General features: G+C 64.2%; 11 protein-coding genes and 1 pseudogene. 2 read left to right on the forward strand and 10 right to left on the reverse strand.

The window, feature by feature from the left end; genetic code table 11:
* Positions 1–16 precede the first annotated feature (16 nt).
* Positions 17–4,705, reverse strand: a complete 4,689-nt coding sequence (locus tag CTA01S_RS08525; RefSeq protein ID WP_062194564.1) for a MupA/Atu3671 family FMN-dependent luciferase-like monooxygenase — start codon at positions 4,703–4,705, stop codon at positions 17–19.
* 387 nt (positions 4,706–5,092) lie between these two features.
* On the opposite strand from CTA01S_RS08525, the gene CTA01S_RS08530 reads away from it, so the two are divergent.
* Positions 5,093–6,163: a glycosyltransferase family 4 protein gene (locus CTA01S_RS08530; protein WP_062194567.1), complete on the forward strand. Its 1,071-nt coding sequence runs from the start codon at positions 5,093–5,095 to the stop codon at positions 6,161–6,163.
* Positions 6,160–7,506 carry a PIG-L deacetylase family protein gene (locus CTA01S_RS08535; RefSeq protein WP_062194572.1) on the forward strand — a complete coding sequence of 449 codons (1,347 nt, stop codon included), beginning with the start codon at positions 6,160–6,162 and terminating at the stop codon, positions 7,504–7,506. Before CTA01S_RS08530 ends, CTA01S_RS08535 begins: the two co-directional genes overlap by 4 nt.
* 21 nt (positions 7,507–7,527) lie before the next feature.
* On the opposite strand, the gene CTA01S_RS08540 is transcribed toward CTA01S_RS08535, so the two are convergent.
* The 9 genes and pseudogenes from CTA01S_RS08540 to CTA01S_RS08580 all read right to left on the reverse strand — a co-directional run bounded on the left by CTA01S_RS08540 (position 7,528) and on the right by CTA01S_RS08580 (position 16,995).
* The gene (locus CTA01S_RS08540) at positions 7,528–8,250 is read right to left on the reverse strand and encodes a hypothetical protein (RefSeq protein WP_062194575.1); all 723 of its coding nucleotides are present in this window, start codon (positions 8,248–8,250) and stop codon (positions 7,528–7,530) included.
* Between the two features lie 233 nt (positions 8,251–8,483).
* Complete coding sequence (locus CTA01S_RS08545) at positions 8,484–9,983, reverse strand: oligosaccharide flippase family protein (protein ID WP_062194579.1); 1,500 nt, start codon at positions 9,981–9,983, stop codon at positions 8,484–8,486.
* Between the two features lie 35 nt (positions 9,984–10,018).
* Entirely contained in the window at positions 10,019–11,605 is a 1,587-nt protein-coding gene (locus CTA01S_RS08550; RefSeq protein ID WP_062194585.1) for an O-antigen ligase family protein, read from the reverse strand.
* Positions 11,606–11,642: 37 nt separating this feature from the next.
* On the reverse strand, positions 11,643–12,539 hold the full coding sequence (gene epsG, locus CTA01S_RS08555) for a chain length determinant protein tyrosine kinase EpsG (protein WP_062194589.1): 897 nt from the start codon (positions 12,537–12,539) through the stop codon (positions 11,643–11,645).
* Positions 12,540–12,541: 2 nt separating this feature from the next.
* The gene (locus CTA01S_RS08560) at positions 12,542–13,954 is read right to left on the reverse strand and encodes a Wzz/FepE/Etk N-terminal domain-containing protein (protein WP_084362367.1); all 1,413 of its coding nucleotides are present in this window, start codon (positions 13,952–13,954) and stop codon (positions 12,542–12,544) included.
* 9 nt (positions 13,955–13,963) lie between these two features.
* On the reverse strand, positions 13,964–14,758 hold the full coding sequence (gene epsE, locus CTA01S_RS08565) for a polysaccharide export protein EpsE (RefSeq protein WP_019560930.1): 795 nt from the start codon (positions 14,756–14,758) through the stop codon (positions 13,964–13,966).
* 204 nt (positions 14,759–14,962) lie between these two features.
* Positions 14,963–15,343: pseudogene (locus CTA01S_RS17060) on the reverse strand (Tim44 domain-containing protein); the annotation flags it as partial.
* Between the two features lie 430 nt (positions 15,344–15,773).
* Positions 15,774–16,505, reverse strand: coding sequence for a bifunctional demethylmenaquinone methyltransferase/2-methoxy-6-polyprenyl-1,4-benzoquinol methylase UbiE (gene ubiE, locus CTA01S_RS08575; protein ID WP_062194595.1), 732 nt, complete (start codon positions 16,503–16,505; stop codon positions 15,774–15,776).
* A 73-nt stretch (positions 16,506–16,578) separates the two neighbouring features.
* Positions 16,579–16,995 carry a gamma-butyrobetaine hydroxylase family protein gene (locus tag CTA01S_RS08580; protein WP_062194598.1) on the reverse strand — a complete coding sequence of 139 codons (417 nt, stop codon included), beginning with the start codon at positions 16,993–16,995 and terminating at the stop codon, positions 16,579–16,581.
* Positions 16,996–17,004 lie beyond the last annotated feature (9 nt).

Raw genomic sequence — 17,004 nt, forward strand, 5'->3', positions numbered from 1 at the left:
CAATCGATCCAGGGGCTCAGGTGCCCTGGTCCGTGGTGAGCGCCGCACGCTGGCCCAAACGACGCTGCAGGGCCGCCCGACGCCCCTGAGCACGATCTCGGCCTTGCTGTGCGGCTGCGCCATCGTCTCCTTCCCGGCCCAAGTAAGCGCTCAGGCTCTCGATCGTCGGGAAGCGGAAGATGTCGGTGATCGACAGCTCTCGCCCCAGGGCCTCTCGCAGGCGGCGATGCGCCTGAACGGCCAACAGGGAATGCCCCCCGAGGTCGAAGAAGTTGTCGCGCGTCCCAACCTGCGGCAGCTTGAGCACGTCTCTCCAAATCGCGGCGATGGCCTCTTGCAAACCGCTGGCCGGCGCCACGAAATCGGCCGCCGGTGCTGCGGCCGGTCCGTGGTCGGGGGCAGGCAAGGCCTTGCGATCGATCTTTCCATTGGGCGTTTGCGGGAGGGCCGGCAGCCAAACGAAATGCGATGGCACCATGTACTCGGGCAGGCCGGCGCGCAGATGCTCTCGCAGGGCGCCCACGGGCGGCGTCTGGCCCGCATGGGGGGCGCAGTAAGCCACCAATCGCACATCACCCGGGCTGTCTTCACGTGCCACCACGACCGCCTCGCGCACTGCCGAGTGGCTCAGCAGCCGGGCCTCGATCTCGCCCAGCTCGATGCGATAGCCCCGCACCTTGACCTGGTGGTCCAATCGCCCCAGGAATTCGACCGTGCCATCCGGGCGCTGGCGCGCCAAGTCCCCCGTGCGATAGACACGCCCGCCGGCCGCACCGCGGAACGGGTGCGGCAAAAAGCGCTCGGCGGTCAACTCGGGACGATGCAAATAGCCCCGCACCACGCCCTGGCCGCCGATCACCAGCTCGCCCGGCACCCCCACTGGCACGGGCTGCTGCCGGCGATCGAGGATGTAGATTTCCTGGTTGGCCAGCGGTCGGCCCAGTGGCACGATGCCATCGACCGCGTGCACCGGCTGCACGGCCGACCAGATCGTCGTCTCGGTCGGACCGTACATGTTCATCAACACGCCCGGCACCAAGGCTTTGAGATCACGGGCCAAGGACGGAGGCAACGCCTCGCCTCCGACCATCATGCGACGCAGCCGCCTCAGACCTGCGACGGCCTTGTCGTCATGCGTCAACATGCGAGCCATCGAAGGCGTGCATTGCAGATGCGTGACCGAGTGGCGCTCCATCTGAGCCGCCAGCGAATAATCACCCGTGACGATACGCCGTGGGGCCGACAGTTTGCGCAACTGGTTGAGATACTCCAGATGCGACAGCACGGTCTCGGTATCGACCCCGAAATCGATCAGGCAGGCGATCTCGTCCACACCAATGCCCTTGATGCGATCGACCATCGCCAAACAGCCCTGCGGCGTGCCGAACAAACCGCTGGTTTCATAGTAGCGGTTGAACGAATGTTCCAACAGCGCGGTCATCTCATCATGGCTGAGGCTTTGCAAATCGATGTTGGCGCTGGCCTCGTCCATGCCTTGGCGACGTTTGAACGCCGGGAACGACCACGCATATTGCTTCACCAGGTTGAGTGAGCTGCGCAGATATTCGATCAGCGGCTGGCGCACCGTCTCACGCACCCTGTCTTCGTCGGGGCCCACGAAAGTGTGCAACATCAGGGTGACATGACCTTCGCCAGGATGGCCGGCTTCCTTCCAGGCTTTCCTGTAGGCAGCCAACTTGTCGGCCAGCTCTTCCACCGATTGACCGAGCAGATGGGTCAAGACATTGGCGCCAAGACGCCCGGCTGCAACGAAGGTCTCCGGGTTGCCCGCCGACGTCACCCAGAACGGCAACTCGGCCTGGACCGGGCGCGGCAGCGTGCGCACTTCCACCGGCTGGCCCGTCGCACCGGGAAAACTCACGGTCTCGCCACGCCACAGCCTGCGCACGATGTCGATGCCTTCGAGCATCACTTGCTTGTTGTGGGCAAAGTTCTCTGGCTTGAGCACGAAGTCATTGGGCTGCCAACCCGATGCAAAGGAAATCCCGACGCGCCCCTTGGACAGGTTGTCCACCACCGCCCATTCCTCGGCGATGCGCGCCGGATGGTGCAACGGCAGCACCACGCTGCCCGAACGGATCTTCACCCTTTGCGTGATCGCCGCAATCGCTGCGCTGGTCACCGAGGGGTTGGGATACAAGCCGCCAAACGCATGGAAATGCCGCTCCGGCGTCCATACGGCCGCAAACCCGTGCTGGTCGGCGTACTTGGCCCCCTCCAGCAAGAGCCGGTACTTGTCACCACCGCCTTCGGATTCATCGCTGGAGAAGTAGAACAGGCTGAAGTCCACCGGACGGTCGGCATGTGGCCCGCGGGCAGGCGAGGCCGCGTTGCGGTCTTCGTCGGAGGCAATCACCACCTTGAAGCCGCGCGTGAGCGTCCAGCACAGCTCCAACACCGAGATGTCGAAACTCAGGCTGGTGACGGCCAGCCAGGTGCCCGGTTCATCCTCACCGAGATGGCGGTCCATGCCCGCAAAGAAATTCACCACGTTGCGGTGCTCGACCATCACGCCCTTGGGGCGCCCCGTCGAACCGGAGGTATAGATCACATACGCCAAGTGGTGCGGCTGCGCCCCACCGTCGAAGGTCTCGTCGGATTCCGTGGCGATGGACGGCCAGTCGCTGTCCAGGCAGAGCACGGCGGCATGATGAGGGGGAAGCTCATCGCGCAGACGCTCCTGGGTCAACAGCACCGGAACCTTGGCGTCCTCGATCATGTAGGCAATGCGATCGGCAGGATAGGCAGGATCCAGCGGCACATAAGCTCCCCCGGCCTTGTGCACCGCCAACAGACCCACCATCATTTCCACCGAACGCTCGACGAACAGCCCCACCAGCGCGTCCGGCCGCACGCCCAGCCGAGCCAGGCGCCGAGCCAGTTGGTTCGAGCGGCGATCGAGTTCTGCATAGGTCAGGCACTGGTCTTCGCAGACCACGGCCACCGCATCGGGGGTGCGAGCCGCCTGTTCGGCCATCAAGTGATGGATGCAAGCATCGGCGCGCACCGGCCAGGCAGTGTCGTTCCATTCGCGAAGCACGCGATCGCGCACCGCATCACTGAGCAAGGGCAATTCACCCACTGGGCACTGCGGATGCGCTTGCGCATGGGTCAGCAGGGTGAGCAACTGCTCGTGCAGCTCGCCCACCTGTTGATGGGTCAACTTGCTCGCATCGAACACCCAGCGGATCCGCCGGCCATCCTCGGAGATGCCCAGCGTGCACTCGCTGCCGGGCAAGGCGCGCGTGTCGGCAAGGTTTGCCACCACCTCGATGGCCACTGGAAAGACACCGGGGTCGCCGGCGGCAGCCGCCTGCGCGCGCAGCTCCACGCTGCGAGCCACCAAATCCACCGGGTAGCTGCCGCGACGACGCAATTCGCCCAGCTCGGCGCACAGCGTTTCGCACCACCGCGAAAAAGACTGTGCAAAGTCCACGACGACACGCAAAGGCACCTGCGGGGCAAACCAGAGACCGAGATCCTGGGCGCGCTGTCCGGCCTGGGCATCGGCATAGCCGAGGTCGAAGCCGTCGCGATCGGCCAGACGAGCCAGATGCGCCACCACCGCGGCAATGACAAAGGCCACGTCGCCCCCTGGCAACTCGGCATCCCGGTGCACATAGACCGGCTCGGCATGCGGGCGGCTGCGATCCACATACGGCAATTCCACCGGGTCACGGGTTTCCAGGCGGTCCCGCCAGAAACCCTCGTGCACACTGGCCAAGGCATCCAGCTCGCTCAGGCGCTGTGCCAGCGCACCGGCAGGCGCCTGCAAACGCACCCCCGGCACCAGCGCGGCGTCTTGCGCCAGAGACTGCGGGGTCAGTGGCCGACCCAAAGCATCGCTCAGTCGCCGCAGCTCCACATCGAAAGATGCCGTCGCCACCGCGAGGCTTTGATCGTCCAGCCGCAACACCGTGCCAGCGGGCAGGCCAGATCGTGTTTCCAAAATGCGCGCCTCGCCCACGCAGACCAGCCGGCCGCCGTGAACGAACTTGGGCAACCCCACCGGATTGGCATAGCTGCCGAAATCGAGCGCTCGCACGAACGTGCAGAGGCGTTCGGCCTCTTGATCGAACATCAAGGCACAAGCGGCCGCCGGACGGTCCTTGCGGCGGAAATAGCGCTGCGGTGGGGCTGTCTGCGGCAAGGCCGACAAGCGGGCCGAAGTCAGTTGAGGCAACAACTCCTCGAAACCCGCAATCCCTGCCTCGAAACACTTGGTGTTCAGACTCAAGGCCGTCTCGTTCTCATCGATCGCAAAGCGCCGCTGCACGAGGATCGCCCCCTGATCGACCTTGTCGGTCATCAAGTGCCAGGTGATGCCATATTCACGCTCGCCGTTGAGCAAGGCCCACACCGGGGTGTTCAAGCCTGCGTACTCGGGCAACGGGCCATCGTGGAAGTTGATGGCAGCGCGCCGGGGCAGCGACAGCACGGGTTCAGCCACGACCGACAGGTTGGTAATGCTGAACAGGTAGTCGATCGGCTGGAGGTCGCTCGCCACCAGCAGTTCGTCGGCCTGGGTGAGTACACGGATGCCCTTGTCCGCTGCCCAGCGCCTGATGGCCTTGCGACGGGTCACGACCGCAACGACATGATGGCCCGCCTGCATCAGCGTCTGCGCACACTGCGCGAGCAAGGATTCGGAGCCAATCAGGACACAACGCCAAGGATTCGACATGGGAACTTCCGCTAAGAGGAGAGCTTCGGGGACGAGCCATTGATCGAGTTCAATCTCGTCGTGAGCTGCACTTCCGGGCGTGTTGTCAATCCAAGGCCGCAACCACGACGGGTCAGAGGCAATTATTCGCGCCGTGTCGGTCCCGCCCCCCCCCCTCAATTGAGGGTTTCCCCCCCATTGGGACGCCACCAAATCGTGGTCGACGACTAGATGAGGATCTGCTTGAGTTGAGATACTTCGTCAAGCCTCGCACGGTGCGAGGGCCTATGAGCAGCACGCGGTGCCCGACCCTGTCATTTCCAGATGCAAGCTCACTCGACTTGTGAACTGACGATCGGCTATCCGAGCACGTGTTATGGCACACGACGGGTCAGCCATGATCTGCCCATGGCGGAGCACCACATCCGCTATAGGAGGGTGCGACGCCTTCCGCTGCACAGGCTGCCCTGGAGTCCCACCTATTGGGCCCATCGCTACGACTTCCTGTTTCGTCCCGCCGTCGACGCCGTGCACCTGTTCAACGGCGTCAGCGTGGCCCGTTTCCCCTGGGTGTCGAGCATCGAGATGGAATATCCGCGCTATTTCGGGAAGGTCTCGGAACGCGCCCGCGAAGAAGCTCTGGAATGCATGGCATCGGACAATTGCCGCCTGCTCATGCCCATGAGCGAGGCTGCTCGCCGCCACCTGAGCAGACGCCTGCCAGCAGGTCTGCGCGATCCGATCTCCCGCAAACTCGTCGCCTTCAGCGGTGGGGTGTCCATCCCGCAGGACGCCCTGGATGCCAGGCAGCGACACCTGCAGGCTGCGCCGGCTTGCCTGACCGTCGGTTTTGTCGGGCGGCTGTTCTGGCACAAGGGCGGCTCTGCCGTCCTCGCAGCGGTGGACCGTCTGCGCAGGCAGGGGGCCGAGGTGCGCCTGCTGGTCGTCAGCGAACTTCAGCGCTCGGGCATCATGTCCGACGATCATCAGGACATCGAGACCACACGGGCTCAGCTCCAAGGGCTGCCGTGGGTCGAATATCACGGCGCGCTCGACAACGCTGAAGTCCTTCGGCTGATGGCCCGCTGCGACGTGTTCGCCTTTCCATCCCTGGACGAATCCCTGGGCTGGGTGGCCATCGAGGCGATGGGGCTGGGCCTGCCCGTCATCACCAGCAACATCTTTGCCCTCCCCGAGATCGTGGAGCACGGCCGGTGCGGGTTCAACATCGCCCTGCCGGTCGATGCCGACGGCCGGTGGAAGGGTATCGTCGCCCTGAATCCCGCGCCCAGGCCCAGCTACGAAGAAGCCCTGGAAACTCTGACCGAGGGCTGTTTCCACTACCTGGAGCGGTTCGCGCAGGAACCGTCCCTGGTTCAGCGCATGGGCCAGGCCGCAAGGCAAACCTTTGAAGCCCGCTACAGCGAGCACGCGGCTGCGACCCGGCTGGCTGGCCTGCTGAGAACGCATCTCACATGAACGCTTCGACACCCTCCGCGAAGACCATCCCCTCCGGCGAGGGTGTCGTCCCCCCCGCGGGCGAGGGCGGCCTCCCGACGGACGATCTCTACAGCTTCGATGTTGCCGGCCTGCAGGTTCACCCCTTGCGGCTGGAGCCCCACGGATTCGATCTGCCCGTATCCGCTTTGGGAGCATCCTCGGCATTACTGCGGATGCCCATTCGAGCCAACAGCCTCGGTCGCTTGCAGGGGCCCCGGCTAGAGTTGTTGCGCGAGGGAACCGCGACCTGCCGATTCGCATTCGATCGAGGCATCCAAGGGATGCGTTACCTCGACGTCAGCGGACTGCTGCAACCGGTGCACGCAGGCCGTCAAGTCCTTTGCCATGCCCGCGGGATGCGCTGGCCGGACGCCGCCGAACTCCTCGTGTTCCCCGAGCCGTCAGTTCTGGGTGAACGCACACTGGTGCTGGCTCCCCATCCGGATGATGCGGAAATCGCTGCCTACGGCTTGTACCGCCATACCGACGCGACCGTCATCACCATCACGGCTGGCGATGCTGGGGGATCCAACTATGGCCACATCGAACCCGACCCGGCTCGTCAGCGGGACCTCAAAAGCCGCCTGCGCGTCTGGGACAGCCTGACCGTCCCGCTGTGGGCAGGTTTGGGTCCCGACCGAGTCGCCAACCTGGGCTACCACGACGAGACGTTGGCGTCTATGCGCGCCCATCCCGACCGGGATCACGGACCAGCGCAGGCCGGGCGCGTGGACTTCCAGACCCAGCGGCGCGCCTTCGTGCCCGGGTTGCTGCGGGCAGGCGCCCGCCCCTGCTGGACCAGCTTGGTCGCCGATCTGGTCCATCTGATCCGGACCCTTAGACCCCGCATCATCGTGGCTCCTCATCCGCAGCTCGATGCCCACGTCGACCATCGCATGACCACCCAGGCCCTGATTGAAGCTCTTGCAAAGGTCGAGCCTCAGGACGGATCCCTTTTTCTGTACGTGAATCACCCGGTGCAAAGTGCCCGTTGGCCCAGCGGCCCCCCATGCATGGACGTGACACTGCCACCCAACGCCGGAACCATGGCGACGCTGTACAGCTTCTACTCGCACCCCTTGGGACCTCACGACCAAATCGACAAACTCTTTGCCATCGAGGCAATGCATGACATGCGGCGCTCGCCTCCGTCCATCACTCGCCGGCACGAATGGGGCCTGTTGTCGGCCGTCTGGGAGGCAAGGGATGCCATCTTGCGCTCCCACATGGGGACATTCAGCTATGTCCGGCGGGCCGTGCGGGCCCGCGAGATCTTCTTCGTCTATCGGATGCGGGACCACAAACGTCTGGCACAGTCCTGAGCCGGCCAGACTGGAAAACGTTCAAGCCTCCACGGGGTGTCCCTGGCGGCGCAGGTATTCGATCACGCACCGGCGATCCTGACAGTCGCCCATCTTGCCCAATAGGGACTTCTTCAGGAAGGGGAACCCGGCGTCCAGGAGTTCGAAAGGACGATGCAGGCAGGGGTCGTCGAAACAGCGCGCATCGTTGTACCACCAGGCCCCCACGCTCATGTGCCGGGCGGCCACGCGCGCGAGCTGCAACTCCTGGCACAGCACCACCTCACCCATGCGATCGTAGGCTTTGTGCTGAGGAAACACCGGCCGCAGTTGCTCAAGCCGGTCCGGCGTCACTCGCCGCAGCACGAAAGCGTAGGACTGCAGATGGTTCTCGCACAAGGCCGAGGCCGTGAAGCCGGTCAAGTCCCAGGGTGCGGCATCCATGAAGCCCTCAAGATCACGGAACGGCCCAAACACGGAATCGTTCATCACGAGCACGTCGGCGCCAGGCGACCGGCGGGCCAACACTTCCAGGGCAAGGGTATAGGCCGAAAAATCATAGCCCGACAGGCCCTTCCAATAGAGGGCGTCAGCCTGCTCATGCAGGTCCGGCGGGATACCCTCGGGCTTGGGTGTGGCACACACGACGCACAACGCAAGCCCTTGCCGATGATGCAATCGTGCCAACGTGAAGCGATGGCTGGCCTGCAGACGACCATCGGGCAAGTAGATGAAGTAGACGACCCAGCGAGGCTTCGGCTCCACAGGGCGAAGCTCGAGATGGGGTGGGCGCGGCCTCGCATACACGGGTCCCCGCACGAGCCTGTGCAGGCGTAGTCTCAGTCCGGTCCTGGACGGTTCAAAGGACCACAAGGTCCTCAGGCCATCGACAGAACCCGGTCCGTCGAAGGATCTGTCAGGCACCGGTCCCAAAGATCCGGCATCACAACGTTCGGAGTCTTGCAGCAGCATGGAAGCAACGATGTTGGGAAACGCCTTCAGGCCCGGGCCGCACGCACCATCTGCATCACGCGCCACAGCACCGGCGCAAACGCAGCAGTCACCAGGAGCCCCTGTACCAGCAGCAGTGCCATCCCCGCGGCGCTGCGCGGCGGCAAATCTGTCGGCCAGAGCCAGTCTCCCAGCCACAACACACCGAACCCGGCACCCAGGGTGTGAACGGTGAACCACAGCTCGGGAACAAAATTGCGCAGGCCCAGGCGCCACCCCAGCAACGCAACCACGAAGAAACGCAGGAACTCTGCGGCCACCAAGGCATAGAGCGCGCCGATGAGCCCCCCCGCACGGATGGCCGGCCAGAGCAGTCCGCAAAAGACCAGCAGCTTGGTCGCACTGGCGGCGGCAACCCAATGGGCCCGGCCACTGGCCAGGAAGGCCGCACCATACATGCCTTCCACGATTGCCAACCAGGCGCCCACCATCATGATCGGGACATACCTCCCCGCATCGGCGTAGCGTTCATCGTAGGCAATCGCGAAAAACTGAGGTGCACAGGCGATGGTTCCAGCCACCAGGTAGGCCCCCAGGCCCAGCATGGGCAGCTTCGATCTCTCGACAACCGTGGCCAGTGATTCCTGACGATCCAGCAGCCGTGAGTACAGAGGGAAAGCCACAGAATGCTGCATGCGCCCCATCAGCATGGGAACCAGGATTGCAATGTTGGCGGCGATCGCGTAGACGCCCACCTGGTCCAGCGGCAACAGCTTGGCGAACGCCAGCTTGTCGATCTGCTGGGACAGAAAGAAGATCACGGTGCTGAGGAAGACCCATTTCCCGAAGTGCACGATCTCGGACACCGACGGCCCATCCCAACGCAGACGATTCGCCGGCCCCAGCAGCAGCCAGTGACTCAGCAGGCAGTTGACCGTGATCGTGACCAGACTGCCCAGAGCCAGCGCATAGACCGACCGCGTCCACCAGGCGACACCCACCATCACCACCACCCCGCACAGCTGGGCCCCGAGATCGATGGCCGTCACGCGCTTGAGGTCCATGTGGCGTGCGGCCGTCTTCGTCTTGGTGGATTGGAATCCCTCGATGACCAGGCCGAGAGCCACGAGCGGCAGCAGCCAACGCAGTTCCAGCGCCACAGGATCGTTGGCCGCATAGAACGAGGCCACCGGCCATGACACAGCCGCCGCCAGCACGGCCAGGACGACTCCGCGCACGATCTGCAGCGTCCAGACGGTATCGAGGAATTCGCGTTGGTCCCCCCGTCGGTTCTGGACCACTGTTTGTCCCAGACCGAGATCGGAGCACATCGCCAGACCCTGGATGATCGCCCCGACGATCGCCATCAGCGCAAAGGCCTCCTGGAAGAGCAGCGCCGCCAGGATGATGTTGCTGAACAGCCGCCCGCCCTGTGCCAGCGCAAACCCAAGCGCGGTCCAGGCCGTTCCGCTCAGGGCTGAGCGACGCAGTCCAGCCCGGGACAGAACCGGATCGGCATTCAGACCCTCCGTTCCATGCAGGCTCACACCCCCTCCTTCAGACTCGGGACATCATGCATCGGTCAGCTTCCTCGTGGAGCCCTGTCAGTCCGGACCAGCTGCCCCCGAAAGCGCCATGGCATGCCTTTGCCCACCGACGACGCCACTTTCGTGGCGACCGACTCGCGCGGCCCCAGGCCGAGATAGGCGATGCTCGCCGCCGTGACGAACCACAGCAGTGTTGGGATGACACTGATGGAACTGACGGTACCGATGGTGAACAGCACACCGACCAGGCATCCGAACAACGCTCGCCCCAATGCAAGCCCCTCGAGATCGTCCGGACTGAGGTTTCGTACCGACCACCAAACCCGCCCTAACCCGAACAACGGGGCGACGAGGAACAGCCCCAGACCGATCAGCCCATTGGCCAGCGCCACCTCGAGATAGGTGTTCACGATGTCGATAATGCCTTGCCCCTGCCGGAGCTGCTCCATCATGGGATGCAGCAGGAAATCACGTGCTCCAAAGACCGGGTGTTCCATCAGCACGATCCACGAGATGTCCAGGAGTCTTTGCCGGTAGGTGACGTTGTCGGCCTCCACCGATCCGACAAACGGCAGATGGTCCACCACCGTCCCTCCCCAGGGCGATACCAGGACGGCTCCCAGGGCGATACCTCCCACCAGGCCCGCGATGGTCACACGCTTGAGCGCCCCCCGCCCCGCCAGCGATGCCCCCAGCACCATGACTGCAGTTCCTAACCACGGGCCCCGTGACAACGAGGCCAGCAGGCCGACAGCGAGGACGAGCACCACCGCCCGCCCCATCCAGCGGGGCCGGATGGATGGCAGGAGGTAGACGAGCAGGGCCAGCCCGATCATCATCGTGTACCCCAGCGCGATGGCGTTCAACACGGAACCGTTGGCCCGCAAAGCGCCACCTTCTCCTCGGGTCAGGTAGATCAGGATGGGCTGCGGCGGCAATCCCAAGGCGGGGCGCAGCGACTCGTACAGAAGCCAGTGCTTGAACGTCTCGAACACCGCAATCACGGACAGAATACCCAAAGCAACAATGAGGCATGCCACCGCCTCTCGCATGCGATCCCGGTCACGCAGACTGCGGCTGGCCACGTAGTAGAGCAGCCAGACATCGGTCATCAGATAGAAGCCCGCTCGCAGGGAATTGGTCACTGTATCGACGGCCATCTGCCGCAGGCACACGTAGGCAATGAAGCATAGGATGGCTGCGTCGGGAATGCGCGTGATCGCCGGCATTGGTGGCGTTCGGGCCGATAAGCGCAGAGCGGCCGGCAGGAGGATCGTCAGGCTGAGCAGCCGGCCATGGTTGATGTCGAAGAGGAAATTGACCAGGCCCATGCCGGGGATGGGTTGATCGAAACCAGGCACAGCGAACAGAAGCAGCAGGTACAGCGCAACAGGATTGCGCTCGCGGGGCACCTGCCACAGCAGCACCCCGGCGGCCATGATGATGTACAGCCAGAAGCTGTGCGAGAAGAAGGCCAGGAGGGTGATCGTGAACCAGAGGTTGCGCCTGCGTCGGAAGTCCTCGAGACTCATCAACCGGGAGGGTGCGACCATGCCTGCCAGCCAGAAGGCCGGCACGGAGATCCCGAGGATCACGACCAGGGCGCGCAGGTGTTCTGGCATTGGGAAACTGGACCACAGTCGGCGACGATGGCGACACTTAGCCTTCCGCCTTCTTGCGCCGGGGAACTTCGTTCAGGACCGTGCCTACAACCTCCACCCCCACCTGGCCCAGGCCTTCGACCAGACCACGTAGCGCATTCACCCGGGTGTGACCGTTGCGCGCCACCGCCAAGGCAGCACCGGCCTGCACGGTAACCATGAGGGCATCATCCCCTTCCGAAGCCCCCGGGGTGTCGATCAGCACCAGGTCGAAACTGTTGCGCGCATGCATGAGCAGGTCGGTGAATGCGGGCTGCCCCAGCAACTCCAGAGGGTTGGGCGGCACTGGACCGGAAGGCAGGACGAACAGGCCGGCCAACTCGGTGATGTGGACGATCGCGTCGTGCCCTGAGCGCCCTGACAGCAGGGTGGACAGCCCACTTCGGTTTTGCAACGAGAACAGATCGTGCAGCCGAGGCGAACGGAAGTTCGCGTCGATCAGCAGGGTGCGTTCCCCCAATTGAGCGAACACCACAGCCAGGTTCGCGGCGAGGTAGGTCCGCCCTTCCCTGCGTTGCGTCCCCACCACTGAGAGCACCTGGCGACGCTCACCCTTGTTGTACCAGCGCAACAGCAGCTGACTGCGCACGGACCTCAGTCGCTCGGCGGCCGGCGAGTAAGGCTCAAAGGCCGCCTCAAGCTCACGACTGATTTGCCGTCCCTCCGATCCAGGGTTTAGGTAAGGGAAAGAAAACTGCTCCGCCAGGGCGTATTGGACATCGTCGGCTGTCAGCAGTCCCATCTGGATAGCCAGTTCGCCGAACTTCAAGCCTCGCTGCTTTTGGGCATTCAGGATGCGCTCGACATCCTCTCGAGACAGTCGACCTGCATCGACGAGGATCGCACCGATGGGCCGGATGACCCGCGGCACCGTCGGTACCACGGAAATCGACATTTTCATCCGCCAGCCCCCGACATGGGCAGAGCCGGGCGGGTCGATGGCCCCCCGGTCGAAGCCAGTCGACGAAGCGGTCTCGCCGTCGCCGAGTCCCCAAGCACCCCGATGAGTTGTGCGCCATCGATGCCGGCCAAGTCTTCCTCGCCACGCACGCGACGGTCGAGCAGTTCGATACCGATAGCCATTGCGATGGCCAGCATCAGCCCCCCCATGATCGCCCCCAAGATGCCGAGCTTGATCTTGCGACTGGTGTACTCGAGCGGCTCCACGGCCGGGCTGAGCAGGCGCAGGACCGATTGGCTGGACTGGCTTTCGATGTTGAGCAGGCTGCTGCGCTGACTCACCGTGTCGTAAGCCCGCTGTGCCGTCTCGACATCGCGCATCAGCACAGCGATTTGGTCTCTCGCCGAACGCATCTCGAGCAGCTTGCGCTTTTGGGCTTCCACCATCGCGCGCAGAGCCTCCACCTTCTGAGCGCTGGCCCGGCTGGCCACCGTCACGCTGCCCGACACGCGCTGCATCTCCGCATTGAGCTGCTGCCTCAGTTCGGCAATCTGAGCCTCGATCTGGATGCGTTGGGGATGGTTCGTACCGAGGTTGCGGCTTATCTCGCTCAGGCGCGTTTCCGCAGCTGTCAACTGGCCTCGGATGGCCTGCACTTGTGCGCTCTGGAGAATGTCCGGCGACATTTCCCCCGCATTGCGCTGGCGTCCGAGAGCATCCAGCCGTTCGGCTTGGGCCAGCGCGAGTTCGGCCGTCAGGGCATTCAAACGAGCCGTCTCCTGGTCCAGCCGCTCGTCCGTGACCACGATGCCTGCTTGCTGTTGAAACTTTGAAAGCCGGGCTTGGGCGGCCTCGAGTTCGTTGCGCAATGCACGCGCTTGGTCTTCGAACCAGGACGCCGACTGCCGGGCCGGCCCCACACGCATCTCGACCGACACATCGATGGCCGCCTGAGCCAAGGCATTGGCGGCGGCCGCCGCGACAGCGGGCTCGCCATGCGAGAACTTGACTGCAATCACATTGCTGCCGCGCACCGGTTCCACCGTCATGCTGCGCTGGATGAATCCGGCGAGGTAGCGGTCCAGCGGCATCTTGGCGTCGGTTTTCTCGCGCCAGTCTTGGATCACCTTGGGATCGTCGAGCATGCCCAAGGCTTTGACCACCCGTGCGGCAACGACATCGCTGCGCAGAACTTCCAACTCGGTGGCCATGCTGAATGGCGCCGCCAAGCCACCCAAGACCGGGTCGGGTCGCATGTCCACCACCAGCCTGGCCTCGGCGGTGTACTGCTTGGGCAGGCTCAGCACCGTGGCGATGCCGGCAGTCGCCACGGTCACGAACACGGCCAGGACCAGCCACTTTCGGGCCCAGATCATCCGCAGGTACTGGAGAGGCGTCAGTTGGGGCATGGTGCGGGCCTAGAAAATGGATTCGCGGACATAGATCACGTCGTCACGCTCGACGACGTCGGTCAGCTTCAGCTCCAGCACACGCACGTTGCCATGGCCGTCTTTGCGGTGCACACGCAAGCCACGTTCGGTGCCGCGCTGCGTCAGTCCGCCGCCTTGGGCCAGGGCTTGCATCAGGGTCGTGCCGCGCTCGAGCCGATAGGCCCCAGGGCGCTGGACTTCGCCGTAGATGTAGAAGACCGGGTTGCGGTCGACGAACAAGGTGTCTCCATGGGCCACCACGACATCGAGATCGGCCCGCCCGCCTTGCAGAACCGCCGGCAGGTCGATCTCCAGCCGAACCGGCTGACCATCACGCATGCCGGTCAGTGTCACGATGTTGCCCCCTTCCGGGGTGATGCCGCCGGCGGCGGCGATCATTTCGGACACCTTGGTATTGACGCTCTCGATGGGATAGCGACCCGGCCGCGCCACTTGACCCAGGATCGAGACCTGCGCACTGCGCACTTGCACGAGCAGCACGCTCACTTGGGGGTTGTTGACGAAGTTGCCTTCACGCAGCAACCGTGCGATTTCGCTCTGTGCCGAGGTCGTGGACCGTCCAGCAAGCTTGATCGTGCCCACCAGAGGAAACGCAATTTCGCCAAGCTCGGAGATGCGGGTTTCCAGGCTGAGGTCGGGGTTCTGATACACCGATATGCGGATCACGTCGCCCGGGCCGAGGATATGCTCGGCGCGCTGAGCCTGGGCGGCCGAACACAGCCCGAGCAAGAAAGACAGGAGGATCAGCCAGCGTCGCATCATCGTGTGTTTCCTAGGAGTCAGTCGACGGGTGGACTCGTACGGCTTCACGGACCGAAGCGAAACCCACGGCAGCACACACCTGGACATCCACCCGGCGCAACCCAGCGCCCAGGATAGGACTCGAAGGCAGTCTAGCCCCGCCACCTTGGTGCGGGCCAGCCCTCAATTAAGGGAGAAGGTCGAGGAAGAAGGGAGGATGAGACCTCACTGCAGGGCCTGGACACCGGCCAGCAGCCAGCCCTGATGCCCACCACGGGCTTTCGTGAGGTTCCAGATTTCGCGGAAGGGAGAGGCGCCAGCGCTCACTTCCTCGCGGATCATTCCCGAGAATTCGACACTGGCGAGATAGTGGCCCCCCAGGTCTTCCACGCCGAGCAAGGTGGCCTGCAGGGTCACGACATCCGTGCGGTTGGGCCGATCGCCCCGTTCGGCAAGCTGCGCGCGCACGTTGGCCAGCATGTCATCGGTCATCAGCTCCCCCAGTCGGACCAGATCGGCCTCGTCCCAAGCTTGCTGAAGGATGACGAAGTTGCGCTTGGCTGCATCCAGGAAGCTGACCGAATCGAAACCTTCAGGCACCCCCCACCACGGGGTCGGCACACGTTCGCTGGGCTGCGACGTACGGACGAGGTGCACACTGGACTCGGGAGCGAAATGCGAAGGATCGTATTCGCTGTGCGCCAACGAGGATCGCGTCAGGCGACGGCCACGCCCCGGCACTGCGGCCGACGCGGTCGGCCCGGCCAGGGGCCGGCGGCGCCAGCCCCACCAGGCCAGCCCCCCGACCAATGCAGCCAAAGCCAGTCCAAGCAACCATTCGGCCACCCCACCCCCCCATCCAAGGGAATGGGTCAGTTGTGACAGGCCGAGCCCAGACGCCAAACGGGAAAGCACACCTGCATCAGCCTGCGGCTGGGCCTGGGCCAGACCAGGCAGACTTCCGGTCAAGGCCAGCCACAGGCCCGGCCACGGGTCGGCTTGCCCACTGGTGGCCCGGCGGTCTCTTGGGCCCACCTCAGCACTTGATACCGACATGCAGGGCCACCACGCCAGCCGTGAGATTGTGCACGTCCACATGGCCAAAGCCCGTCTCCTTCATCAGTGCCTTGAGCGCCTGCTGGTCCGGGTGCATGCGGATGGATTCGGCCAGATAGCGGTAGCTGTCGGCATCGCCGGCCACCCATTGGCCCAGTCGCGGCAACACATTGAAGGAATACCAGTCGTACACCTTGGACAAGGGCGCTGCCACTTTGGAAAACTCCAGCACCAGCAGCTTGCCGCCAGGCACCAGCACCCGGCACATCTCGGCCAGCGCTTTGTCCTTGTGCGTCATGTTGCGCAGACCGAAGGCCACACTGACGATGTCGAAGCTGTCGGAGGCAAACGGCAAGCCCTCGGCATCGCACAACGCGGTGGGCAGCAAGCAGCCTTCGTCGATGAGGCGGTCGCGGCCCACGCGCAGCATGGATTCGTTGATGTCGGTGTGCACGACCAAGCCAATCGGTGCCACCCGTTTGGCGAACCCACGCGCCAAATCGCCCGTGCCGCCGGCAATGTCGAGCACTTTGTGCCCGGGACGGGCGCCCGAGACGGCCAAGGTGTATGCCTTCCAGACCCGATGCAAGCCCGCCGACATCAGGTCGTTCATCACATCGTAGCGCTTGGCCACCGAGTCGAACACGCCGCGCACCCGTTGCGCTTTTTCCGCTTCGTCAACCGTCTGAAATCCGAAATGTGTGGTGCTCATGATTCACATCGTAAGTGCGGCCGCAGCGCACCGCGCCGACAACCCCGTGGGGCCACGGGACATGGGGAAGTCCTCAATGAGGGTGCCCGCATCCCCCCGTGGTCTTGTCCGGCATGGGCGCGTCGCGATCGAGTCCGGCTTCGGCCAGGCGGCGCTCGTAGTCGGCCCACAGTCGATCCTGCTCGGCCCCAAGGAAGTAAAGGTAGTCCCAGGAATAAATGCCCGAATCATGGCCGTCGCTGAAGGTGGGCTGCACGGCATAGTGGCCGACCGGTTCCAGCGCGACGATCTCGACTTCGCGCTTGCCGGTCTGCAAGACCTCCTGCCCCGGGCCATGGCCTTGCACTTCCGCCGAGGGGGAATACACCCGCATCAATTCGAACGGTATGCGGAAATGCGCTCCATCGCTGAAACGCAGCTCGAGCACCCGCGAACGCTGGTGCACCGTGATCTCGGTGGGAACGGGGGTGGATTTGTCGAGGCCAGCCATGAAGTCATT

Origin of the sequence: Caldimonas taiwanensis NBRC 104434, from assembly GCF_001592165.1 — a bacterium.
GTDB lineage: Bacteria > Pseudomonadota > Gammaproteobacteria > Burkholderiales > Burkholderiaceae_C > Caldimonas > Caldimonas manganoxidans.

What these genes read in the sequence shown, in the direction of transcription:
- CTA01S_RS08525 (WP_062194564.1), bottom strand. Translation starts at nt 4,705, where the DNA reads ATGTCGAATCCTTGGCGTTGTGTCCTGATTGGCTCCGAATCCTTGCTC.
- CTA01S_RS08530 (WP_062194567.1), top strand. Translation starts at nt 5,093, where the DNA reads ATGGCGGAGCACCACATCCGCTATAGGAGGGTGCGACGCCTTCCGCTG.
- CTA01S_RS08535 (WP_062194572.1), top strand. Translation starts at nt 6,160, where the DNA reads ATGAACGCTTCGACACCCTCCGCGAAGACCATCCCCTCCGGCGAGGGT.
- CTA01S_RS08550 (WP_062194585.1), bottom strand. Translation starts at nt 11,605, where the DNA reads ATGCCAGAACACCTGCGCGCCCTGGTCGTGATCCTCGGGATCTCCGTG.
- epsG (WP_062194589.1), bottom strand. Translation starts at nt 12,539, where the DNA reads ATGTCGATTTCCGTGGTACCGACGGTGCCGCGGGTCATCCGGCCCATC.
- CTA01S_RS08560 (WP_084362367.1), bottom strand. Translation starts at nt 13,954, where the DNA reads ATGCCCCAACTGACGCCTCTCCAGTACCTGCGGATGATCTGGGCCCGA.
- epsE (WP_019560930.1), bottom strand. Translation starts at nt 14,758, where the DNA reads ATGATGCGACGCTGGCTGATCCTCCTGTCTTTCTTGCTCGGGCTGTGT.
- ubiE (WP_062194595.1), bottom strand. Translation starts at nt 16,505, where the DNA reads ATGAGCACCACACATTTCGGATTTCAGACGGTTGACGAAGCGGAAAAA.
- CTA01S_RS08580 (WP_062194598.1), bottom strand. Translation starts at nt 16,995, where the DNA reads ATGGCTGGCCTCGACAAATCCACCCCCGTTCCCACCGAGATCACGGTG.